Source organism: Chitinophaga costaii, from assembly GCF_900094705.1.
GTDB lineage: Bacteria > Bacteroidota > Bacteroidia > Chitinophagales > Chitinophagaceae > Chitinophaga > Chitinophaga costaii.
In genome coordinates this window covers 1-17,503 of sequence record NZ_FMAR01000023.1, presented here as the reverse complement: position 1 = coordinate 17,503, position 17,503 = coordinate 1, and the positions used below count along the sequence as shown (strand labels likewise).

Genomic DNA, 17,503 nt, shown 5'->3' with positions numbered 1-17,503 from the left:
TTAATAGGTGATGGCCTGCCGGCTTTTAATGGCTTGGAGCAATTGTTCTTGCGGGGCTCTTTTTTCCAAGTCGTTGGCCGCTGCATCTTGCAGGCTTTGTTTTTTCAATGCATTGTTTGCTACCTCGTAACGGGCAATGGCCTCCTGGCTCAGCAGGGCAGTGTTGCTCCGGTCCGTATAGAGTGGGTAACCCAATGCCAGCAAGGCATCGCCGGCTACCAGTTCAAAAATTTCCAGGTCGTTGTCTTTGAAAGATTGCAGGAATTTACCTGTATTATTTTGCAGGAGAGGTTTTTCCAGGTTGCTCCACATGGCCCCTGCGGCGGCGGCGCTTTTGGAGGTACTGGAGGTATGGTATTCCAGCATATGATCGGTGTAGGTAATGCCCAGGAAATGACAGAGGGTCTGTATTTGTGCAACCGGTTGGCTGATCAGTTGTTCATAGCTGAGGGAAATGCAACGGGTTTCTGGCAACTGGGCCCGCAGCGCCAGGCAGGCTTCCTGGTCTTGCTGCCATTGACGGGCTATATGGTAAATATGTTTTTCTCCCACGATGGCCTTTTTAAAAGAGGCTGCTACATCGCGCCCATCGCGGTAAAGATAGATGTATTGCGCAATGCTGCCGTGCTGCTCCAGCGCAGCGGCATGGTACATATTGTTCATGCTTTTACAACACCACATGCTGGCCTGCTTAGCCAGCGCCGCTTGTTCGTAGATTAGCCGGTTGATCTCGTACAGCGAGTGTACACGTGACCGTTCAAACAAGGCTTCTTTGTCCAACACTACGCCCTCCCAGGGTACAGGGTTGGCGTTTACATAATCCACTACATCGCTGAGCAGGGTTTTGTAGTTAGCTTCGTGCAGCAGTAGTCCATAGCGAGGCAGCAGCGGCGCAAAGGTAACGAGCAGGTGGGGCGGATGTGGGGACGCCATTTCGGGCGACTGGTCCAGCATGACCCTTAATAAATTAGACCCCGATCTTTGGGTGCCAATCATCTGAATGCCTTTTATAACAGCCTGTTTCATGTTAAAAAGTTAAAACGGTGAATACAATGCCCAGCAGCAGCGCACCTGCCAGCAGGTACACGGGGCTGATCTTATAACGCAACGCCAGGAAAAAGGTGATAGCGCAAACGCCTATCAATAAAGGGTCTGCGGGCAATACCTGCAACAGCTTTACCGCGGATGCCAGCATCATACCCGTTACTACGGGCTTAATGCCAGCCAATATATTTTTAATCACCCCTTGATGTTGATGGATGGCATAAAACCTGGATACCGTGAGCATGAGCATGCAGGAGGGTAGGAAAGTTGCCACCAGCGCCACCAGCGCGCCCCCTATGCCTGCAAGCTTAAAACCGTAGAAGAGGGAACTTACCAGGATAGGGCCTGGCGTAAGCTGGCTGAAGGCAATGCCATCCAGGAAAGTTTGATCATTTACCCAATGAAGTTCATGCACCAGCACCGATTGCATGATGGGCACCATTACATACCCGCCGCCAAATAAGGAAAGGCTGATGCCGGAAAACACCAGGGCTATGCGGGCGTATAGTTGCTGACAATAACGGGCGGCATTGGCAAAATATGCCAGGGTGATAGCGCTCAGCGTTAAAATACTCAACAGGGTAGGGGTATCAAAACGGCGTGTATTCGTTTCCGTTATATCAGCTGCTGGTGCTGTCTTTCTTCCGTGTAATTGCAGCAGCCCGCCTGCCAATCCACCTGCCATTAGTAATATAATGGTTACCAGGTAGCCTTTCAGCAACACCAGCGCAGCAAAGGCGGCTACGCAAATAAACAGTTTTACATAACTTCCTTTTACATCCTTTTGATAAAACTGCCAGGCGGTGCTGATGATCAGGCCCGCCACGGTGCCCGCGGTGTAGCGCAGCAGGTGATCGTAGTGTGTGGCAAAGGCAAAGCGGAAATAGGCCCACGACAATAGCAGCATGGCCATTACGGCTGGCAGCAATACTGCGATAACGGCCACGGCAGCCCCGGTGCGGCCCCGCAGGCGGTAGCCGATGTAAGCCACTACGTTTACCGCCACTGGCCCTGGCAGCAGGCTGGCAATGCTGATGCCTTCGGCCAGCACCTCTGCGGGGATGGCTTTATCTTTCTCTACCAGTTGCCGCTGTATCATGGCCACCAGGGCCATGTAGCCGCCGAAAGACACAGCGCCCAGCCGCAAAAAAGTGCGCCACAGGTAGCCATAACTGGTGGTGGCCGGCGTGGGCAGGGTGAGGGTCTTATTCATGATATACCGGTTTGGGTGTTAGAAATCCGCTGGCTATTTCCAACCGGTAAGGATCGCCGGCGAGATTTATTTTCCAGTGCACTTGTCCCTGCAAATCTTCTATTAGGAACACGCGGGTATCGGTAAGGCAAAACAGCAAATGCTGGCTGTCCAGTACCTGCATGTTGCCTTTGGTGGCGGAAAAATATTGCTTGGGAATGGGGGTGTTCACCAGTACCCTCACGGTGTGCTGCACTGTGTCTAGCGCCAGCGATAAAGCACGGCCCTGCTTGCGGTTCATGCCATTGTCCAGCATAGTGAGCTGGCCGGCATCGTTCACCTGGATGGCGTGCTGGCCACTGAACACTGCACTATCCGGCAGGGCAAAATCGCCGCCCTGGCCCAGCTTCCACAGCACCTTGCCATCGGGATACCGTACTTTCCAGATCTGGCTGAAGTCGCGGAAGGAAATCAGGAAATCGCCGTTGGGTAAGCGGAACAGGGCATTGGCGTGGCCCCAGTCTTTTTTCTTTTTCAGGATATCTTTTTCATGCAGTGGGTCCAGGTGATCCAGGGAAGACCAGTGCCATATTTTTTTATCGTGGCGGTCAAACAGCACAATGGCATCGCCGTGAATGGTATCATTTGCCGCGCCCCCTACCGAAAGCAGGTTACGCAGTTGGGTGGTAAAGGTAAGGGCATACAATGCCTGGGCGGTGTCTGTTCTTACTTCATGGTGTACCAGTTCATCCATATCCCCATGACCGGTTTGTAAATGGCGCAGCACATGCCCCTGTAAATCGGTTTCTATGATCTCATCGCCGCCACTGGCAGGTATATTCTCCGATCCGGTAATACACAGGATGGTGTGTTGGGGTGTCCAGTGCGATACCTTTACCCCTTTTTTAAATGGCTCGTACCATACAATGTTTCCCTTGCTATTTAATATCACCAGCGAGCCGGGTTCTGTTAATATCTGGGTCAGGAAATACTGGTCTTTGATAGCCGGCGCAAAAGCAGTATCTACATATTCCAGGTCGAAGTAAGGTGTAGCATGGTATATCAGGCCGGTGTTGAAATTATGCACCTTGCCGGGCTGGCCGGGGTAGGGCGCCATCATTACCTGAAACTGGTAGCGGGTATCTGCCTCGGTATTGGTGATGGTGAGGGTGTCGTGCACCTGTGGGCTACTGGTGGTGGTGTAAAAAGTGTCGCGACTGTTCAGCTTCCAGTATCGCAGGTATAAGGGGCAGGGCTTACTACAGGTTACCATCACCTGAAAACGCAGGCGGTTGCCGGGAAGGTTTAGTAAGGCCACATGCTTAATACGGGGTGGCAGAAAATATTCATTGAGCGGTGCCCATATCCAAGCAACAATGGCGCCGGCTATTGCCAGCGCCAAAATGGCTATACGGAGTAGGGTGTGTTTTTTTAACCCCATAACGAACGTATAAAAAGTGGCAGCATACTGCCGGTTGGTGTTTGAATTTACTTGTAACGGCCTTGGTTGATCGTAGCGCTTAGCGACGTATTACTTTGTATTTCATTTTGCGGATAAGGATATAAAGCATAGTTAATATTAGCATCGTAAGTAGCGGCATTGCGCAGCAAGGGTACTACTTTTTCCCGGAATTTCAGCAGCACGTCGGTACCACCGCTGGCGCTTTTGCCCCAGCGGAGCAGGTCTTCCCGGCGACGGCCTTCCATGAAAAACTCTTTATTACGCTCCTCGAAAATCAGGTCGCGGAAAGTGCTTTTGGTATAATCACCAGGGCTCACCGTGCTTAGGCCAGAGCGGGTACGCACCTGGCTCACCAGGTTGGCCGCTTCCTCGGTTGGTCCATTCAGTTCATTGAGCGCTTCTGCCCTCGATAGCAATACATCTGCATAGCGCAAGATAGTTACGTTGTTGAAGCCCGCATAATTATAATTATTGGCAGCAGGATATTTCAGGTTGTACACGTAGGTGGCCAGTACCGTGTCTGGCGCAGTGCCGCCCACGCCGCCATATTCTACCGGCACGCTCATCACCTGGCCATACAACGTATGATATAGCCCGGTAAGGAGCTGGCGGCGGTCGTCGGTTTTATCAAAGATGGAATAGAATTGCAGGTGGATCGGGAAGTTGCCATAACCACGGTTCAGGTCCCAGGGGGTGGAATTAATACCAAAGCTATTGGAATTAATGCCATAAGCGCCGGGCTGGTTAGAAGATTTCAGTACGAAGATGAATTCTTTGTCCGACCGGTTAGTGGTATCAAACATTGCTTTTAAACCGCCTTCACTCTGTGGTTTCAGCCGGTAAGCGCCTGTTGATATCACGGATTGACATTCATCGGCGGCTTTCTGCCATTCACCCTGGCGTAAATACAGGCGGGCCAGCAGTGCATGGGCGGCCCCGCTGGTAGCACGGGCTATTTCAGTAGCACTGTAAGACGTAGGCAGGTTTTGCGTAGCAAATGTAAGGTCATTGATTATAGCGGTTTCTACGTCTGCCTGCGTGGCAAGCGGTGGGTTCAGGTCTGCCGGGGTAAAATCCGCAGAGGCTTTCAGGATCAGCGGCACATCGCCCCAGAGCGACGTGGCATCGTAGTAGGCCAGCGCACGCAGGAAACGTACTTCGCCCAGGTGCTGTTGCTTGAGTTGATCTGTGGCACCATTGGCTTTGTAATCAATACTGTTGACCAGTGCCTCCGCTTCATTGGCGCGTGAAATCATTTTAAAAATGCTCACCCATACGGCGTTGATAACGGAGTTAGACGGATTATACGTAAGCTGGTCCAGCTCTATGCCCTGGCGGGAGGTGATGGTGGTGGTCACCACGTCTGCGGGGTATTCATACAGCCAGTACAGGAAGCCGGCGTAGTAACCATAACCGCCATTGTCTTTTAGGGCGGCGTAGGTGCCTATTACTGCCTGGTTACCATTTTCCGGCTTGGAGAGCTTACTGGCGTCAAATACGGAATAGGTTTCGTCCTGCAACCCTTGCTTACAGCCATTCAGGGTGGCAATGGTCACCACAGACAGCAGCAGGATGTTATATATCTTTTTCATGTGCTTTGCTTATTGGTGGAAGTATTAGAAAGTAACTTTTGCGCCTAGTAAATACATCTTGTTTACCGGGTAGGCATTGAAGTCTATGCCCCGGCCGGCATTTTGGTTTTGCTGCTGGCTGTTTACCAGGTTGCCTACCTCCGGATCCAAGCCGGTGTACTTGGTCCATGTCCACAGGTTTTGTATGTTGGCATACACGCTCAGGGCAGCAATACCTACATGTTGCAGCCAGGCGGATGGCAGGTTATATGTGAGCGTTACATTCTTCATGCGTATGTAGTCGGAGCTTTCTACGAAGCGGGTATTTACCCAGCCACCGTAAGGATTACCATAAAAGCCGTTTGGCGGAATGGTGCCGCTAGGATTACTGGCAGACCAGGTATCTGTAACCACGGATTTTAGCGTGTTGCCCTGGGAAATAGGATTCATCAAATCTTCTTTCTGCAGGTTCAGCAACTTGCCGCCGGTTTGTGCCTGCATCACCACATCTAATGTGAAGTTGTGAAAACTGAAGGTATTGGTAAAGCCGTAGAAACTGGTAGGGATGCCGACTCCCAATATGCGGCGGTCGTTGGCATCTACAGTACCACTTTTATCTACATCGGCATATAGCGGTTCTCCTGGCGTAGCATTGGGCTGGGTGCTGAGTGCGGGGTCATTCTCTTGTACAATGCCCTTGTACACATACCCGTAAATAGACCCGATGGCCTGGCCCTTCCGGATAATGAAGGGTGTTTCAAAATCTGCTGCACCATCTGGTTTCAGGCTGCCTACATAAATGTCGGAATTGTTTTCACCCAACGACAGTACCTTATTACGGTTATGGCTATACGTTAACGTGCTGCTCCAACGGAACTTGCCATCTAGGTTCACCGTTTGCAGGGAAAGCTCTATGCCTTTGTTAGACACGCTGCCATCGTTGCCAAAAAGGGTTTGGAAGCCGGTAGAGGGTGCAATGCTACGGTCTAGCAACAGGCTGGTGGTTTTCTTGTCGTAGTAATCGGCTTCCAGGATAATGCGTTCTTTGAAGAAGCCTACATCAAGCCCTACATCCAGCGCACCGGTTTGTTCCCATTTCAGGTTGGGATTAGAAAGACTGGTGATGGCAATACCGCTCAGCTGATCCACACCATTCAGCGTATACTTGGAGCTATTGTCTGCCGCAAAGTTGGCGGAGGAAAGGCCAGAACGCACCCGGTCATTGCCGGTTACACCATAACTTACGCGCACCTTTCCGGAAGACAGGGCCTGGAAGTTTTTCACGAAGTTTTCTTCGCTGAAGCGCCAGGCGAACGACCCGGAAGGGAAATACCCCAGCTTATTGTTGGTGCCAAATACGGAGGAACCATCTATGCGGTAAATGCCCGTGAGGATGTATTTGTTTTTGTAATCATAATCTACCCGTCCAAACCAGCTCTTGCGGCGAATGCGGGTTTTGCTGGAATAGGCGGAAAACTGCTGCGCTGTGGCCAGGTTGTCGTACCCCAGTTCATCACTACTAAAATTGGTGGCGGTTATCCCTTCCTCCTCATAATAATAAGTTTGGGTGTTATAGCCTGCCAGGAATTTGAGGTGATGGTCGCGGATGTTGAAGCCGTAGGTAGCAGTAGGATTGAAAATCAGTTCCGACTCATTGATGTCTGTTACGGTGGCCAGCCCGTTACCAGATACCCCTGCGGGTACGGAGGCGGGGGCAAAATACTTGATCTTAGTGCTGTTCAGGTCTGCGCCCTGGTCAGATTGTATCACCAGGCCTTTAATGGGTTCATAGCGGAAGGAGAAATAGGCATTGGTGCGGTAGGCATAATTACCGCGTTTGGTGGCTGCTATAAAGTGCAGCGGGTTCTGTGCGTCTAGTTGTATGTTCTCACCCTCGCCGAATTCGGAGGCGGGGTTAGCTTTGATGGCTTGCTTCAAAAAACCATTGATAGTAGAAGGAGCCAGGGGCAGGTCGTTCTGAATGCCATAGTTGCCAAACACCCGGGCGCTCATCGTAAATTTATCGCCTACTTTCTGATCCAGGTTCACACGCGCACCCACACGCCGGTAGCGGGAGTTAATCACTACGCCCTGCTGGTCCAGGTAGTCCAGGCTGGAATACACGGAGGTATTAGGATTGCCGCCGGTGAAGCTAATGGTGTGGTTCTGTACATTGGCGGTGCGGAACAAAATACTTTGCCAGTCGGTACCGATGTAACCCGCTTTTAAAGAATCCAGGGTACTCTGGCTATAGGGAGGTGTGCTACCCTCGGCCAGGAACAAGGCGTTCAGCCGCGTAGCATTTTCGTAAGGCCCGGCCAGGTCAAAGCGGTTTATTATCTTTTGCTGTCCAAAGTAGCTGTGCAGGCTCAGGTTATTCTTTTTATTGCTACCATTTTTGGTGGTGACCAGCACTACACCATTGGCACCACGCGCGCCATAAATGGACGTAGAGGCGGCGTCTTTAAGAATGGAGATGGAGGCAATGTCTTCAGGATTGATGGTAAAACCCACGCCATCATTCGTCGGAAACCCATCTATCACATACAGCGGGCCGCTGTCTGCATTAATAGAATTAGTGCCGCGGATGCGGATGGTAAGTGGGGCACCAGGCGTGCCATTGCCCTGCGTTACCTGCACGCCGGAGGCCCGGCCTTGCAATAAGTTGGCCACGGAAAGGGAGTTCTTGTTCAGGTCTTCTGCATTGAGCGTCACGGCAGAACCGGCAAAGGTGCTTTTGTTTTTGCTGCCATAGCCTACTACCATTACTTCATTAAGGGCGCGGGTGCTGCGTTGCATCACTACGCTGATGTTGCGTGCATTGCTGATCTTTACTTCCCGGGTATCAAAACCCAGGTAGGTGAATACTAGCGTAGCATCCATTGCCACCTGTAGTTGAAACTGTCCGTTTGGCCCGGTTACGGTGCCATGGGAGGTGCCTTTTTCGGCAATGGTTACGCCGGGCAGCAGGTCGCCATTGGTGGCGCTCACCGTACCTGTTAATTTAAGTTGTTGTGCCCATACTGCGGGACTGTTACAAAAAAGCAGCAGGAGGCAGCACACGCAAATGCTCCTGAAGATCAAATTCATGTTCATGCGATAGAGATTTTGTGGTGAAAACACCGTTTTACATTACATCGTTTGGTTCATGGAAGGGGGTGATCTGGACCCAGTCTACATACATAAAAGCTTTATCGAAGTTGGCCTTCCGGATCCATTTGGGAAACCAGATGCCAATATTAAAATTGCTGGCGTGGGTGGGTATGTGTTCATAAGCTGTGTACAGGAGTCGTTCGTCATAATAATATTCTACACGGGCCTGCTGACCATTGCCACCCGTGTGCCAGTCGAACCGGTAGGTGTGGTACTGCCCGTCTGCCTGGTCGCCGAAATACAGGTCGTGGGTTTTATACTGGTCGGGATGTACGCCCGTCCAGTTAGTAACCAGTCCATAATGCAGATCGGAACTATCTGGCACCAGGGGAGCTTGGTTATGGCCGGGCATTTCAAAATCGATCTCATGATTCAGGTCATCATTTTCATAGTAAAATGTCCAGAAGGCAGATAATGCTCCAGGGTGAGGACATATTTTAGCGCGGATCACATAACTACCCGATGCATAGCGCTCGCGGCTGGTGAGGGCGCCGCCTATCCGGGTATTGAGTCCATGGCCTTTTACCGGGCCATGATACAGGCTGCCCAGCGCAGTCACTTCCAATGCGCCGTGTCGGGCGCGCACATTGGCCGGTACCACACCGCCATGAGTGGCTGGGCCTTCCGGCTCTCCCCATTTCTGATCCATGGCCCGCCAGGTACGGGTAGTGTCCAGGTAATTAAAATCGTCCCGCAGGGTTTGCGCCCGGGTTGCGGTGGCGGCGAGCAATAAGGCTATTGCCAGCAATTGCTTTCTCTTATACATAAATTCTGTGCTTATTTGAGGGTTTAAAACTACATGTCTTACCGGTTGCACACGTTCTGATAGTCCGGTTTTTATGCACTACCGTCCGAACATAGAAAAAACCCTGTTTTTTTTCTATATTTAGTGCAGAATCAATATCAATTGCTTTTTCATTTATTGAAAATGCGTACCTGTAATCTATATTTTATTTACTGACAATACCTGTAACCTGCGCCAAGGCAGGACAAGAATGCAATCAACCACGATTTAAATCACTTTAACAAGATGGTGTATGAGCAGAAGGTGTATGCTAACCCTCCTTTTATGGATGGTGACGTGTTATGAATGTATTGCACAAACCCAACCACTGCAATTTGAGCAGATTGGCATCGCCGACGGATTGTCGCAAAATACGGTACGTTGCATTTTTCAGGATCGCAAGGGTTTCCTCTGGTTTGGTACTAAAGACGGGCTGAATAAATATGACAGCTACCGTTTCTACACTTTTAAACGCAGCCCCCGGGATGAAAATTCCCTGGCCTCCAATGATATCAAGTGCATTATAGACGATACCGCCGGTCGTCTCTGGATAGCCACCTGGGATGGTGGGCTGAATTGTTACGACCCGGTATCCGGCCATTTTACCCGCTACCTGAAAAAAGAACATGGCAACAGCATCGCCAGTAATTTCCTGGAAGTGCTGAGCAGCGACGCCCAGGGCCGTATCTGGATAGGCACGGCAGATAGCGGCCTGGATTGCTTTGATACCCGCACTGGTGTTTTTCATAATTATCATTACGATCCCCACGACACGGCCAGCCTGAGCGACAACCGGGTGACTGCCATTTACACCGACCGGCAAGGGCAGTTATGGGTAGGCACCGCCAGCGGACTAAATCGCCTGGATGCCCGCACCGGTCGTTTTATTCGCATGCAGCGGGGTACTGCCCCCCACGCCCTCACCAACGATCATGTGAAGTTTGTGTATGAAGACCATAAGGGGCGCCTGTGGATAGGTAGCTACGATGGTGGCCTTCACCAGCTAGACCGTAACACCGGGTATTTCACAGTGTTCAATACGGCCAATAGCCAGTTATCCAGCGATGCCCTGCTGGGCGTGGCGGAAGACGGACAGGGTCGGTTATGGATAGGCACGGAAAATGGGGGACTTAATATTTTTGATCCCGCCACGGGTCATTTTTCTATTGTGAAAGCCCGCTATAATGATCCTACAGCCATCAGCAGTAATACCATTAATGCGGTGTACAACGACGACAAAGGCAATATGTGGATGGGTACCCTCAATGGAGGTATTGCCATGGCCAGGGCCGACCAGCAGCATTTCCTGCATTATAAATATGTACCGGGGCAAAACAGCCTGGCTAATAATACCGTGGCCTGTATTTATGAAGACAGTCATCACCAATATTGGATAGGTACAGATGGGGGAGGGCTGGATTGCTTTGATCCGCAAACGGGACGCTTCACCCACTTCAGTTACCAGCCCGGCCAGTCCGGCATTGGCAGTAATTACATCCTCTCCGTATGTGAAGACGCCGAAGGCAATCTCTGGCTGGGTTCCTGGGGCAATGGCATTACGGTGTACCACCCGCGCAGCAAAACATTCACCCAATTTAAACACCGGCCTGGCGATACTGCCAGTCTGAGTAGCAACTACGCCTTTCACCTGTTCCGCGACCGGCAGCAACGCCTGTGGATAGGTACTTACGGGGGCGGCCTGGATCTTTACGATGCCAAAGCAAATGCCTTCCGACACTATGCACACCGCGAAGGAGATGCCGCCAGCCTGGGAAATAATAATATCCTCACCCTGAATGAAGACCAGCAGGGAAGACTGCTGGTAGGTACCGATGGCGCAGGGCTTTCCATCCTGGATCCGCTTAGCAATTCCTTTTCCCACCTCAACACCGCCGGCACCCACCGCCTTAGTAATAACAGCATCAGCGATATTTATCCCGATCCGCAGGGCAATCTCTGGCTCACGACCAACGATGGACTGGATCGCATAGACGGGCATACCGGCCAGGTACATAATTATTTTAAGGAAGATGGACTGCCCAGCAACATGGTGGTCAGCGTGTTGCCCGATGGTGATCATCACTTGTGGATCGCTACAGACCATGGCTTGTCGCGCATGGACCTCCAGCAGCATACCTTCCGCAACTTTACCCAAGCCGATGGGCTTCAGTCTAATGAATTCAAATACTCCCGCTGCCTGGGTAGCAACGGGCAACTGTATTTTGGCGGCATCAATGGTTTCACTGCTTTTGATCCTGCTACGATTCATGATTTTAAATACGATCCGCCCATCGTTTTTACCGATTTCCAGGTATTTAATAAACACCTGCCGGCAGCGGCTAATATTACCTACAACCAGGAACTGGAATTATCTTACAAACAATCTGTATTCACCTTCGAATTTGCATCCCTGAACTATGTAGGGCGGGATGAAAAACAATATGCCTATACACTGGATGGGTTCGACAACCAATGGCATTCCCTGGGTACCCGCAATAACATTACCTATACCAACCTGGATCCCGGCACGTATACGCTGAAGGTGAAAGGCTATACAAATAATGGCGTCTTCTCCAACAAAATAGCGGAGGTGCGTATCGTTATTAAACCGCCCTACTGGCGCACCTGGTGGTTCAGGACAGGAACACTGCTCCTGCTGGCCGGTATAGTGCTGGCGCTGTTTTACCTGCGCGTGTACCAGATAAAACGGCATAACCGTCAACTGGAAACGCAGGTGTCTAAACGCACACAGGAACTTAAAGAGGCCAATGCCGTGCTGCAACAAAGCTATGCGCAGATCAAAGTACAAAACGCACAACTGGAAGCCTATAACAAAGTAGTGACCGACAAGTCTGACGAGATTATCCAGCAGCAGGCCCACATCCTGTTGCAAAACGCCCAGTTGGAAAATACAATAGAGCAGTTGGAGAAAAGCAATGCTACCAAAAACAAATTCCTGTCTATCCTCGCCCACGACCTGCGCAATCCCATTGCCGCCATTGCAGGCATTGCGCGCAACCTGAAAATGCAACTGCCCCAACTGCATAAGCACGATGTAGGGACTTATATTTCCACCATTGGTGATAGCGCTAAATCGGTGCTGGACCTGCTATTAAACCTGCTGGACTGGGCGCGCACCCAACAGGAAACCCTGCGCTGCCATCCGCAGGATGTGCCGCTCACCGCAACCATTGCCAGCACGCAATTACTGCTGGAACAGTTAATGCGCAACAAGAATATCTATTTTACCGTACAGGTGGCCCCGGATCAGGTGGTATGGGCCGATCCGCAGATGCTGGAAACGGTGCTGCGCAACCTGCTCAGTAATGCGATCAAATTTACCCCGCCCTATGGCCACATTCATATCACCGCCAGTCATGCGGCAAACGACGTGTTAATCACCGTGCGCGATACCGGCATGGGCATGTCTGCTGCCCAATTGGAAACCCTGTTCACCCCCGGTGCCTCTTCGGCAGCGGGTTCTAATGGGGAGCGGGGTACCGGGTTGGGACTGATTATCGTGAAAGAATTTGTAGAAGCAAATGGCGGTACCGTGTCTGTAAGCAGCTTGCTGAATGAAGGCACAACCTTCCAGTTACGCCTGCCCAAAGGTACTTACCGTTCGGATGATAGTAACGCCAACGGATATACGATTGCCTATGAATCGCTGCAAAGGGAAAAGCAGTTAGACCAGAAGCAGGAAAAACTCAGGGGCAAAAAGCTGCTTTATATAGACGATAACGCAGATATGCGGGCTTACCTCCACCTTATGTTATCGCCCGTGTTTAATGTAATGGCCGCGCCCAACGGGCAGGAAGGCATACAAACCGCCATCGAATTTCAACCCGATATTATTATCACGGATATGCTGATGCCCGTTATGGATGGCTTGGAATTGGCCCGCCGCCTGAAGCAAAATCCCCTGGTATCCCATATCCCTATTATACTGCTCACCAGCCAAACCGATGCCGCACACCAGCTCATGGGCTACGAAGCGGGGGTAGATGCTTACCTGACCAAACCCGTGGTGCAGAAACTATTCATTCAGGTAATCTATAACCTGATCACCAGCCGGGCCGACCTGCGCAGCCGCTTTGTACATTCGGAAGAGCTGTATCCCAATAGTGCCACCTATAATGCCCGCGACAAAGATTTCATGGATAAACTGATCACCTATATCGAAACGCACATTAACCAAAATACCCTCGATCATAAACAGCTTTGTGAACTGCTGGCCATGAGCCGGACTATTTTATACGCCAAGGTGAAAACACTTACCGGCTTGGGGGTACACGAGTTTATACAGTCTGTACGTATAAAAAAGGGACTACAGTTATTATTGGAAGGACGTTTAAATATTAACCAGGTGTCGTATGAAGTGGGATTTAATACCCCTTCTTATTTTTCTAAATGCTTTGTGAAACAATTTGGGATGGCGCCGAAAGAGTATATTGCACGCCTGCAAAGAGTGTAGTAAAGTCGGTAGCCAACTTCTGCCCGCTATACCGCGATTAAATAATTTGCCGGGCTATTATATTATTTTGCTAAATTATGGCGGATAATATTTTTTGGTATAGCATGGGAAATCAGGGTTATAACGATTCCCCAAAAAAAGGAAGTATGAGAATAAAGTTAATAATTGCCTTGTTACTAGTTACCCTAAAACTTCCACTGCTGGCGCAGGTAGTTGATTCCACAAATCTTACGGAAACCCAGCGTGATTTTTTACGGTTACCTGCTTTTTCTATTTACAAGGATAATTATTTCCTGACCGGATCTACCGTGGAACATTCGCCAAATAAGGATAACTCTGATATTAAATACCAAATCAGTTTCCGGCAATTATTATATCGCAAGCCTATATTTTTAAAGAGCTTTCCTTATTTAAGTTACACGCAAAAGTCTTTTTGGGATGTTTATAAATCATCAAAACCCTTTGCGGAAATAAACTTTAATCCAACCTTTGGCCTGTTAAGACCGTATAATAATAAGTATGGGATGAACTATATCACGGCTTCCCTGGAGCATGAGTCTAATGGGCGCGATAGTATATTTTCCAGGAGCTGGAACAGGATTTCCTTCGGGTGGCATACTTATTTAACGCAGAAACTGCAACTTTCCTTAGATCTGTGGATACCTTTCGGGTATAAAGATGATAACCCTGATCTGCTCCACTACGAAGGATTTGGACAAGTATCGCTATCCTATATGATAAAAGACGATAAATGGTTTGCAGATATCACCTTCCGGAAAGGCGACCAATGGAACTGGAAGGGCTATGTGCAGGGGCAGGTATCCTACCGGCTGTTTGCCAAGAGCAATGAGTACATTATGTTACAATGGTATGAAGGCTATGCCGAAAGCCTGATTGAATACCAAAGACGTACGGATATGGTGCGGATAGGGCTGCTGCTGCGGCCTAATAAAAACGTGTTCTTCTAGTTACGCTGTAATTCTACAAAAAACGTAGTGCTTTCTCCCACTACACTTTCAAACCATATTTTACCCCCGTTTGCTTCCACTATTTGTTTGGAGATGGCCAGGCCCAGCCCAAATGGCTGTTCTCCTGCCGTTCCGCGCCGTTGGGATTTGGTGAACATATCAAATATTTTATCCTTCAACTCTGGTGGAATACCAATGCCATGGTCTTTTACCGCAATCAAGATACTGTTTGTTTGCTCCGTAAGTTGCACGGCAATGATGCTTCCCTGGGGACTAAACTTAATGGCATTAGCGATCAGGTTACTAATTACCCGCCACATTTTCTCCCCATTAATAGAAATGGTTACATTGTTGGCTTGCAAGGTTATTTGCTGTTTTTTTGCCGCTGCTTTATGGTGCAGCATGTTAATGCAGTGTTGGAGCATTTGCCGGATTTCAACGGGTTCTTTTTTATGCTCCTCTGCCTGTGAATTCAGTTGCAGCAAGCTTTCTACCATATCAATGGAATTCTGCCCTGCGGTGAGGATCATTTTGAGCATCGTTACATCTTCTTCCAAACGATCGGGTACTTCTATCATCATACTTGCCAGTGACACAATCCCGCCGATAGGATTTCGTAAGTCATGCGCTACGATTTTCATCAAATTATTATTTTCCAACTGGCTTTGTTCCAACGCATTCAGTGCCAATTTCATTTGTGTGTTCTGTTCCAGGATATACTGGTGCTGCGCTGCAATGGATTTATTTTGTGCACTGATCTGCCGGTGTGCAAGCCGGGAGCGTTTCAAGCTGTGTAAGATGGCGAGTAATAGGATAACCGCCATCACAGAAAAGAGAATAAAGGTCCATAGGTAAAGCGTCTTTATCCGGTTATCCCGGTCTAGTAAGGCTACTTTGTAGGCTGCTTCCGTGCTATTAAAAGCTCCTTCCATATCTGCTGCCCTGAGATATTTTTCGGCCTTTCTGGTAGAATCTATGTAATTGTTAAATTTGCGCTCATAGAAGTAAGCAGAATCTATGCGTTTTGATTGATGAAAATAATCTCGTTGCACCGCATATAAATTCATAACTAAAATAGACTTTTCCCATTGCCGGATTTCGGTTTTCCCCAATGCTGAAATGAGCTGTTGGATAAGTAGTGCGGCTTCCTTAAGTTTAGCGGAACGTATGTATACAGAGGCCAGGTCCACTTTTGCTCCCAAAGCGTTAAACTGTCCAAAACCTGGCCGGTCATTAAGCCGGATACATGCTGTGAGATATTGGATAGCTTCAACATCCTGATTGCGGTACATGTAACTGGCTCCCAGGTCGCTGTAAATAATGCCACGCGCCCGCTGGATGGCTTCTTTTCGCTCAGGGAAATAACCTTCTTGCTTATCAAGCAAGTTCAGGGCTTGTTTGTAATAGGCGATAACGATGTCACCATTGCCTTTTAAAGTAGACTGTTCATAAGACAAGCCCAGCATATGGAGCAGGTGTTGAGGCATCATTAAGCGTTCTTCAAAACCGCCGTTACTGCCACAACTACTGTTTTCCATTAGCGCCTGCTTAAAATAGTTAATGGCTCGATCAAATTGCAGTTGTTTATAGCGTACCATAGCTAGCTTGTCGGTAAACTGTGCTAGGCTACAACTGTCCAGGTGGTGCTGAGCATAACTGCGGCCATCAAAATACAGGCGAAAGGCTTTCTCATATTTTTGCTCCGCCATGAGAACATCTCCTTGGGCAAATAGAGTAAGTGCGTAGGCTTTTTTATATGGAGATGACGGGCCTTGTAAAACCTGTACCATGCTATCTGTGTAAGCATGGGCCCTTGCAGTGTCGCCAGGATATTCCAGGTAAAATTTGTAAAAGAACTGATATTTTTTCCAGTGGTCTAGCTGGTCGGCATTGGGGAATACATGATAAGCCGAATCGAGATATGGGTGCAAAACGGATAGCTGACCGCTTTCTAATAATTCTTCCGCATGTTGAATAATGCTGTCGGCATGCGCCGGTTGGTTTTGTGGACTGGTAACGGGCTGCTGGCAGGCAGCTAATAAAATGATTAACAGAAATAAATATCTGCGCACCCTTTTAGAATGAATACTGTGGTGGGTGCAGGCGGTTATGGTCATGACTTTGCCTAACGGATTGATGACCAGAAAGGTAGTGATTATTTTTGGATACCCTGTTGAGGACGCCATTCATTTTGTTCATTCATTTATATCGGTGTAATAGAAGCGAAAGGATTTTTGGGGGTGTGGCTGGCTGCTTATTCCATGGTATATGGGGGTAGCAAATGGGGACTACGGATCAATTTAATTATGGAATGTTTGTATTAGCCTTTCATGCATGGGAAACGGGCTGCATTACGGTTATAATTTTTCACTTCTTTACAAATATTTAGAATTAGATATCCCAAAGTGATTAAAAAATTAAAATAGCCATCTGCATGCCTGTCCTTTCATTATTATATCCGTCGTTTACAAAAACATAACAATCGTATTTTTCGCTATTATAAACGTCTACTTGCTTACCAATGTAAAGCTGTTCACAATTTTTAGTCAGTTGTTTGTGAAGGAGTTACTACAGGAATTTAACTCCGGTATAACAGGCGACAACTCCACCTTGGGTCACTATAAAAAGATTGCTTACAATTATGACCTGGTCAGTGGAAAAGTAAATACAGTAAGCTTCAACCCCGGCCAGCCGGATGCATATTACCATCGCTATAGTTACGATGCAGAGAACCGTATTACCGATGTGGAAACCAGCCGTGACAGCCTATTCTGGGATCATGATGCATTTTACCAGTATTATAAATATGGCCCGCTGGCACGTACCGTGTTAGGCCAGCAGCAGGTACAGGGCAT

The 17,503-nt window shown here is 49.0% G+C and carries 10 protein-coding genes; 3 read left to right on the top strand and 7 right to left on the bottom strand.

The features are described from left to right. From GA0116948_RS20015 to GA0116948_RS19990, 6 genes are read right to left on the bottom strand one after another with little or no spacing between them, the layout of a single operon-like run. Entirely contained in the window at nt 1–1,026 is a 1,026-nt protein-coding gene (locus GA0116948_RS20015) for a sulfotransferase family protein (RefSeq protein WP_089715550.1), read from the bottom strand. Nucleotide 1,027: 1 nt separating this feature from the next. Continuing rightward, nucleotides 1,028–2,257 (bottom strand): chromate efflux transporter, encoded by a 1,230-nt coding sequence (gene chrA, locus GA0116948_RS20010; protein ID WP_089715548.1) that lies wholly within the window; start codon nt 2,255–2,257, stop codon nt 1,028–1,030. Then, a complete protein-coding gene (locus GA0116948_RS20005; protein ID WP_089715546.1) occupies nt 2,250–3,677 on the bottom strand; it encodes an aryl-sulfate sulfotransferase in 1,428 nt (475 codons plus the stop codon). The genes chrA and GA0116948_RS20005 overlap by 8 nt, the downstream gene beginning before the upstream one ends. Nucleotides 3,678–3,724: 47 nt before the next feature. Continuing rightward, nucleotides 3,725–5,290, bottom strand: coding sequence for a RagB/SusD family nutrient uptake outer membrane protein (locus GA0116948_RS20000; protein WP_089715545.1), 1,566 nt, complete (start codon nt 5,288–5,290; stop codon nt 3,725–3,727). A gap of 24 nt (nt 5,291–5,314) precedes the next feature. Next, nucleotides 5,315–8,365: a SusC/RagA family TonB-linked outer membrane protein gene (locus GA0116948_RS19995; protein WP_089715543.1), complete on the bottom strand. Its 3,051-nt coding sequence runs from the start codon at nt 8,363–8,365 to the stop codon at nt 5,315–5,317. 31 nt (nt 8,366–8,396) lie between these two features. Beyond that, nucleotides 8,397–9,188 carry a glycoside hydrolase family 16 protein gene (locus GA0116948_RS19990; RefSeq protein WP_089715541.1) on the bottom strand — a complete coding sequence of 264 codons (792 nt, stop codon included), beginning with the start codon at nt 9,186–9,188 and terminating at the stop codon, nt 8,397–8,399. Between the two features lie 271 nt (nt 9,189–9,459). Here GA0116948_RS19990 and GA0116948_RS19985 point away from each other — a divergent pair, with 271 nt between their 5' ends. Further along, nucleotides 9,460–13,680, top strand: a complete 4,221-nt coding sequence (locus GA0116948_RS19985) for a hybrid sensor histidine kinase/response regulator transcription factor (protein ID WP_089715540.1) — start codon at nt 9,460–9,462, stop codon at nt 13,678–13,680. Between the two features lie 77 nt (nt 13,681–13,757). Beyond that, on the top strand, nt 13,758–14,648 hold the full coding sequence (locus GA0116948_RS19980) for a phospholipase A (protein ID WP_089715538.1): 891 nt from the start codon (nt 13,758–13,760) through the stop codon (nt 14,646–14,648). Here GA0116948_RS19980 and GA0116948_RS19975 read toward each other — a convergent pair. Beyond that, nucleotides 14,645–16,834, bottom strand: a complete 2,190-nt coding sequence (locus GA0116948_RS19975; RefSeq protein WP_089715537.1) for a tetratricopeptide repeat-containing sensor histidine kinase — start codon at nt 16,832–16,834, stop codon at nt 14,645–14,647. The two genes, GA0116948_RS19980 and GA0116948_RS19975, sit on opposite strands and share 4 nt — an antisense overlap. A 370-nt stretch (nt 16,835–17,204) precedes the next feature. Between GA0116948_RS19975 and GA0116948_RS19970 the strand changes: the two genes are divergently transcribed. Further along, nucleotides 17,205–17,503, top strand: a 299-nt coding sequence (locus GA0116948_RS19970) for a hypothetical protein (protein WP_139111389.1), incomplete at its 3' end; no start/stop codon positions are given.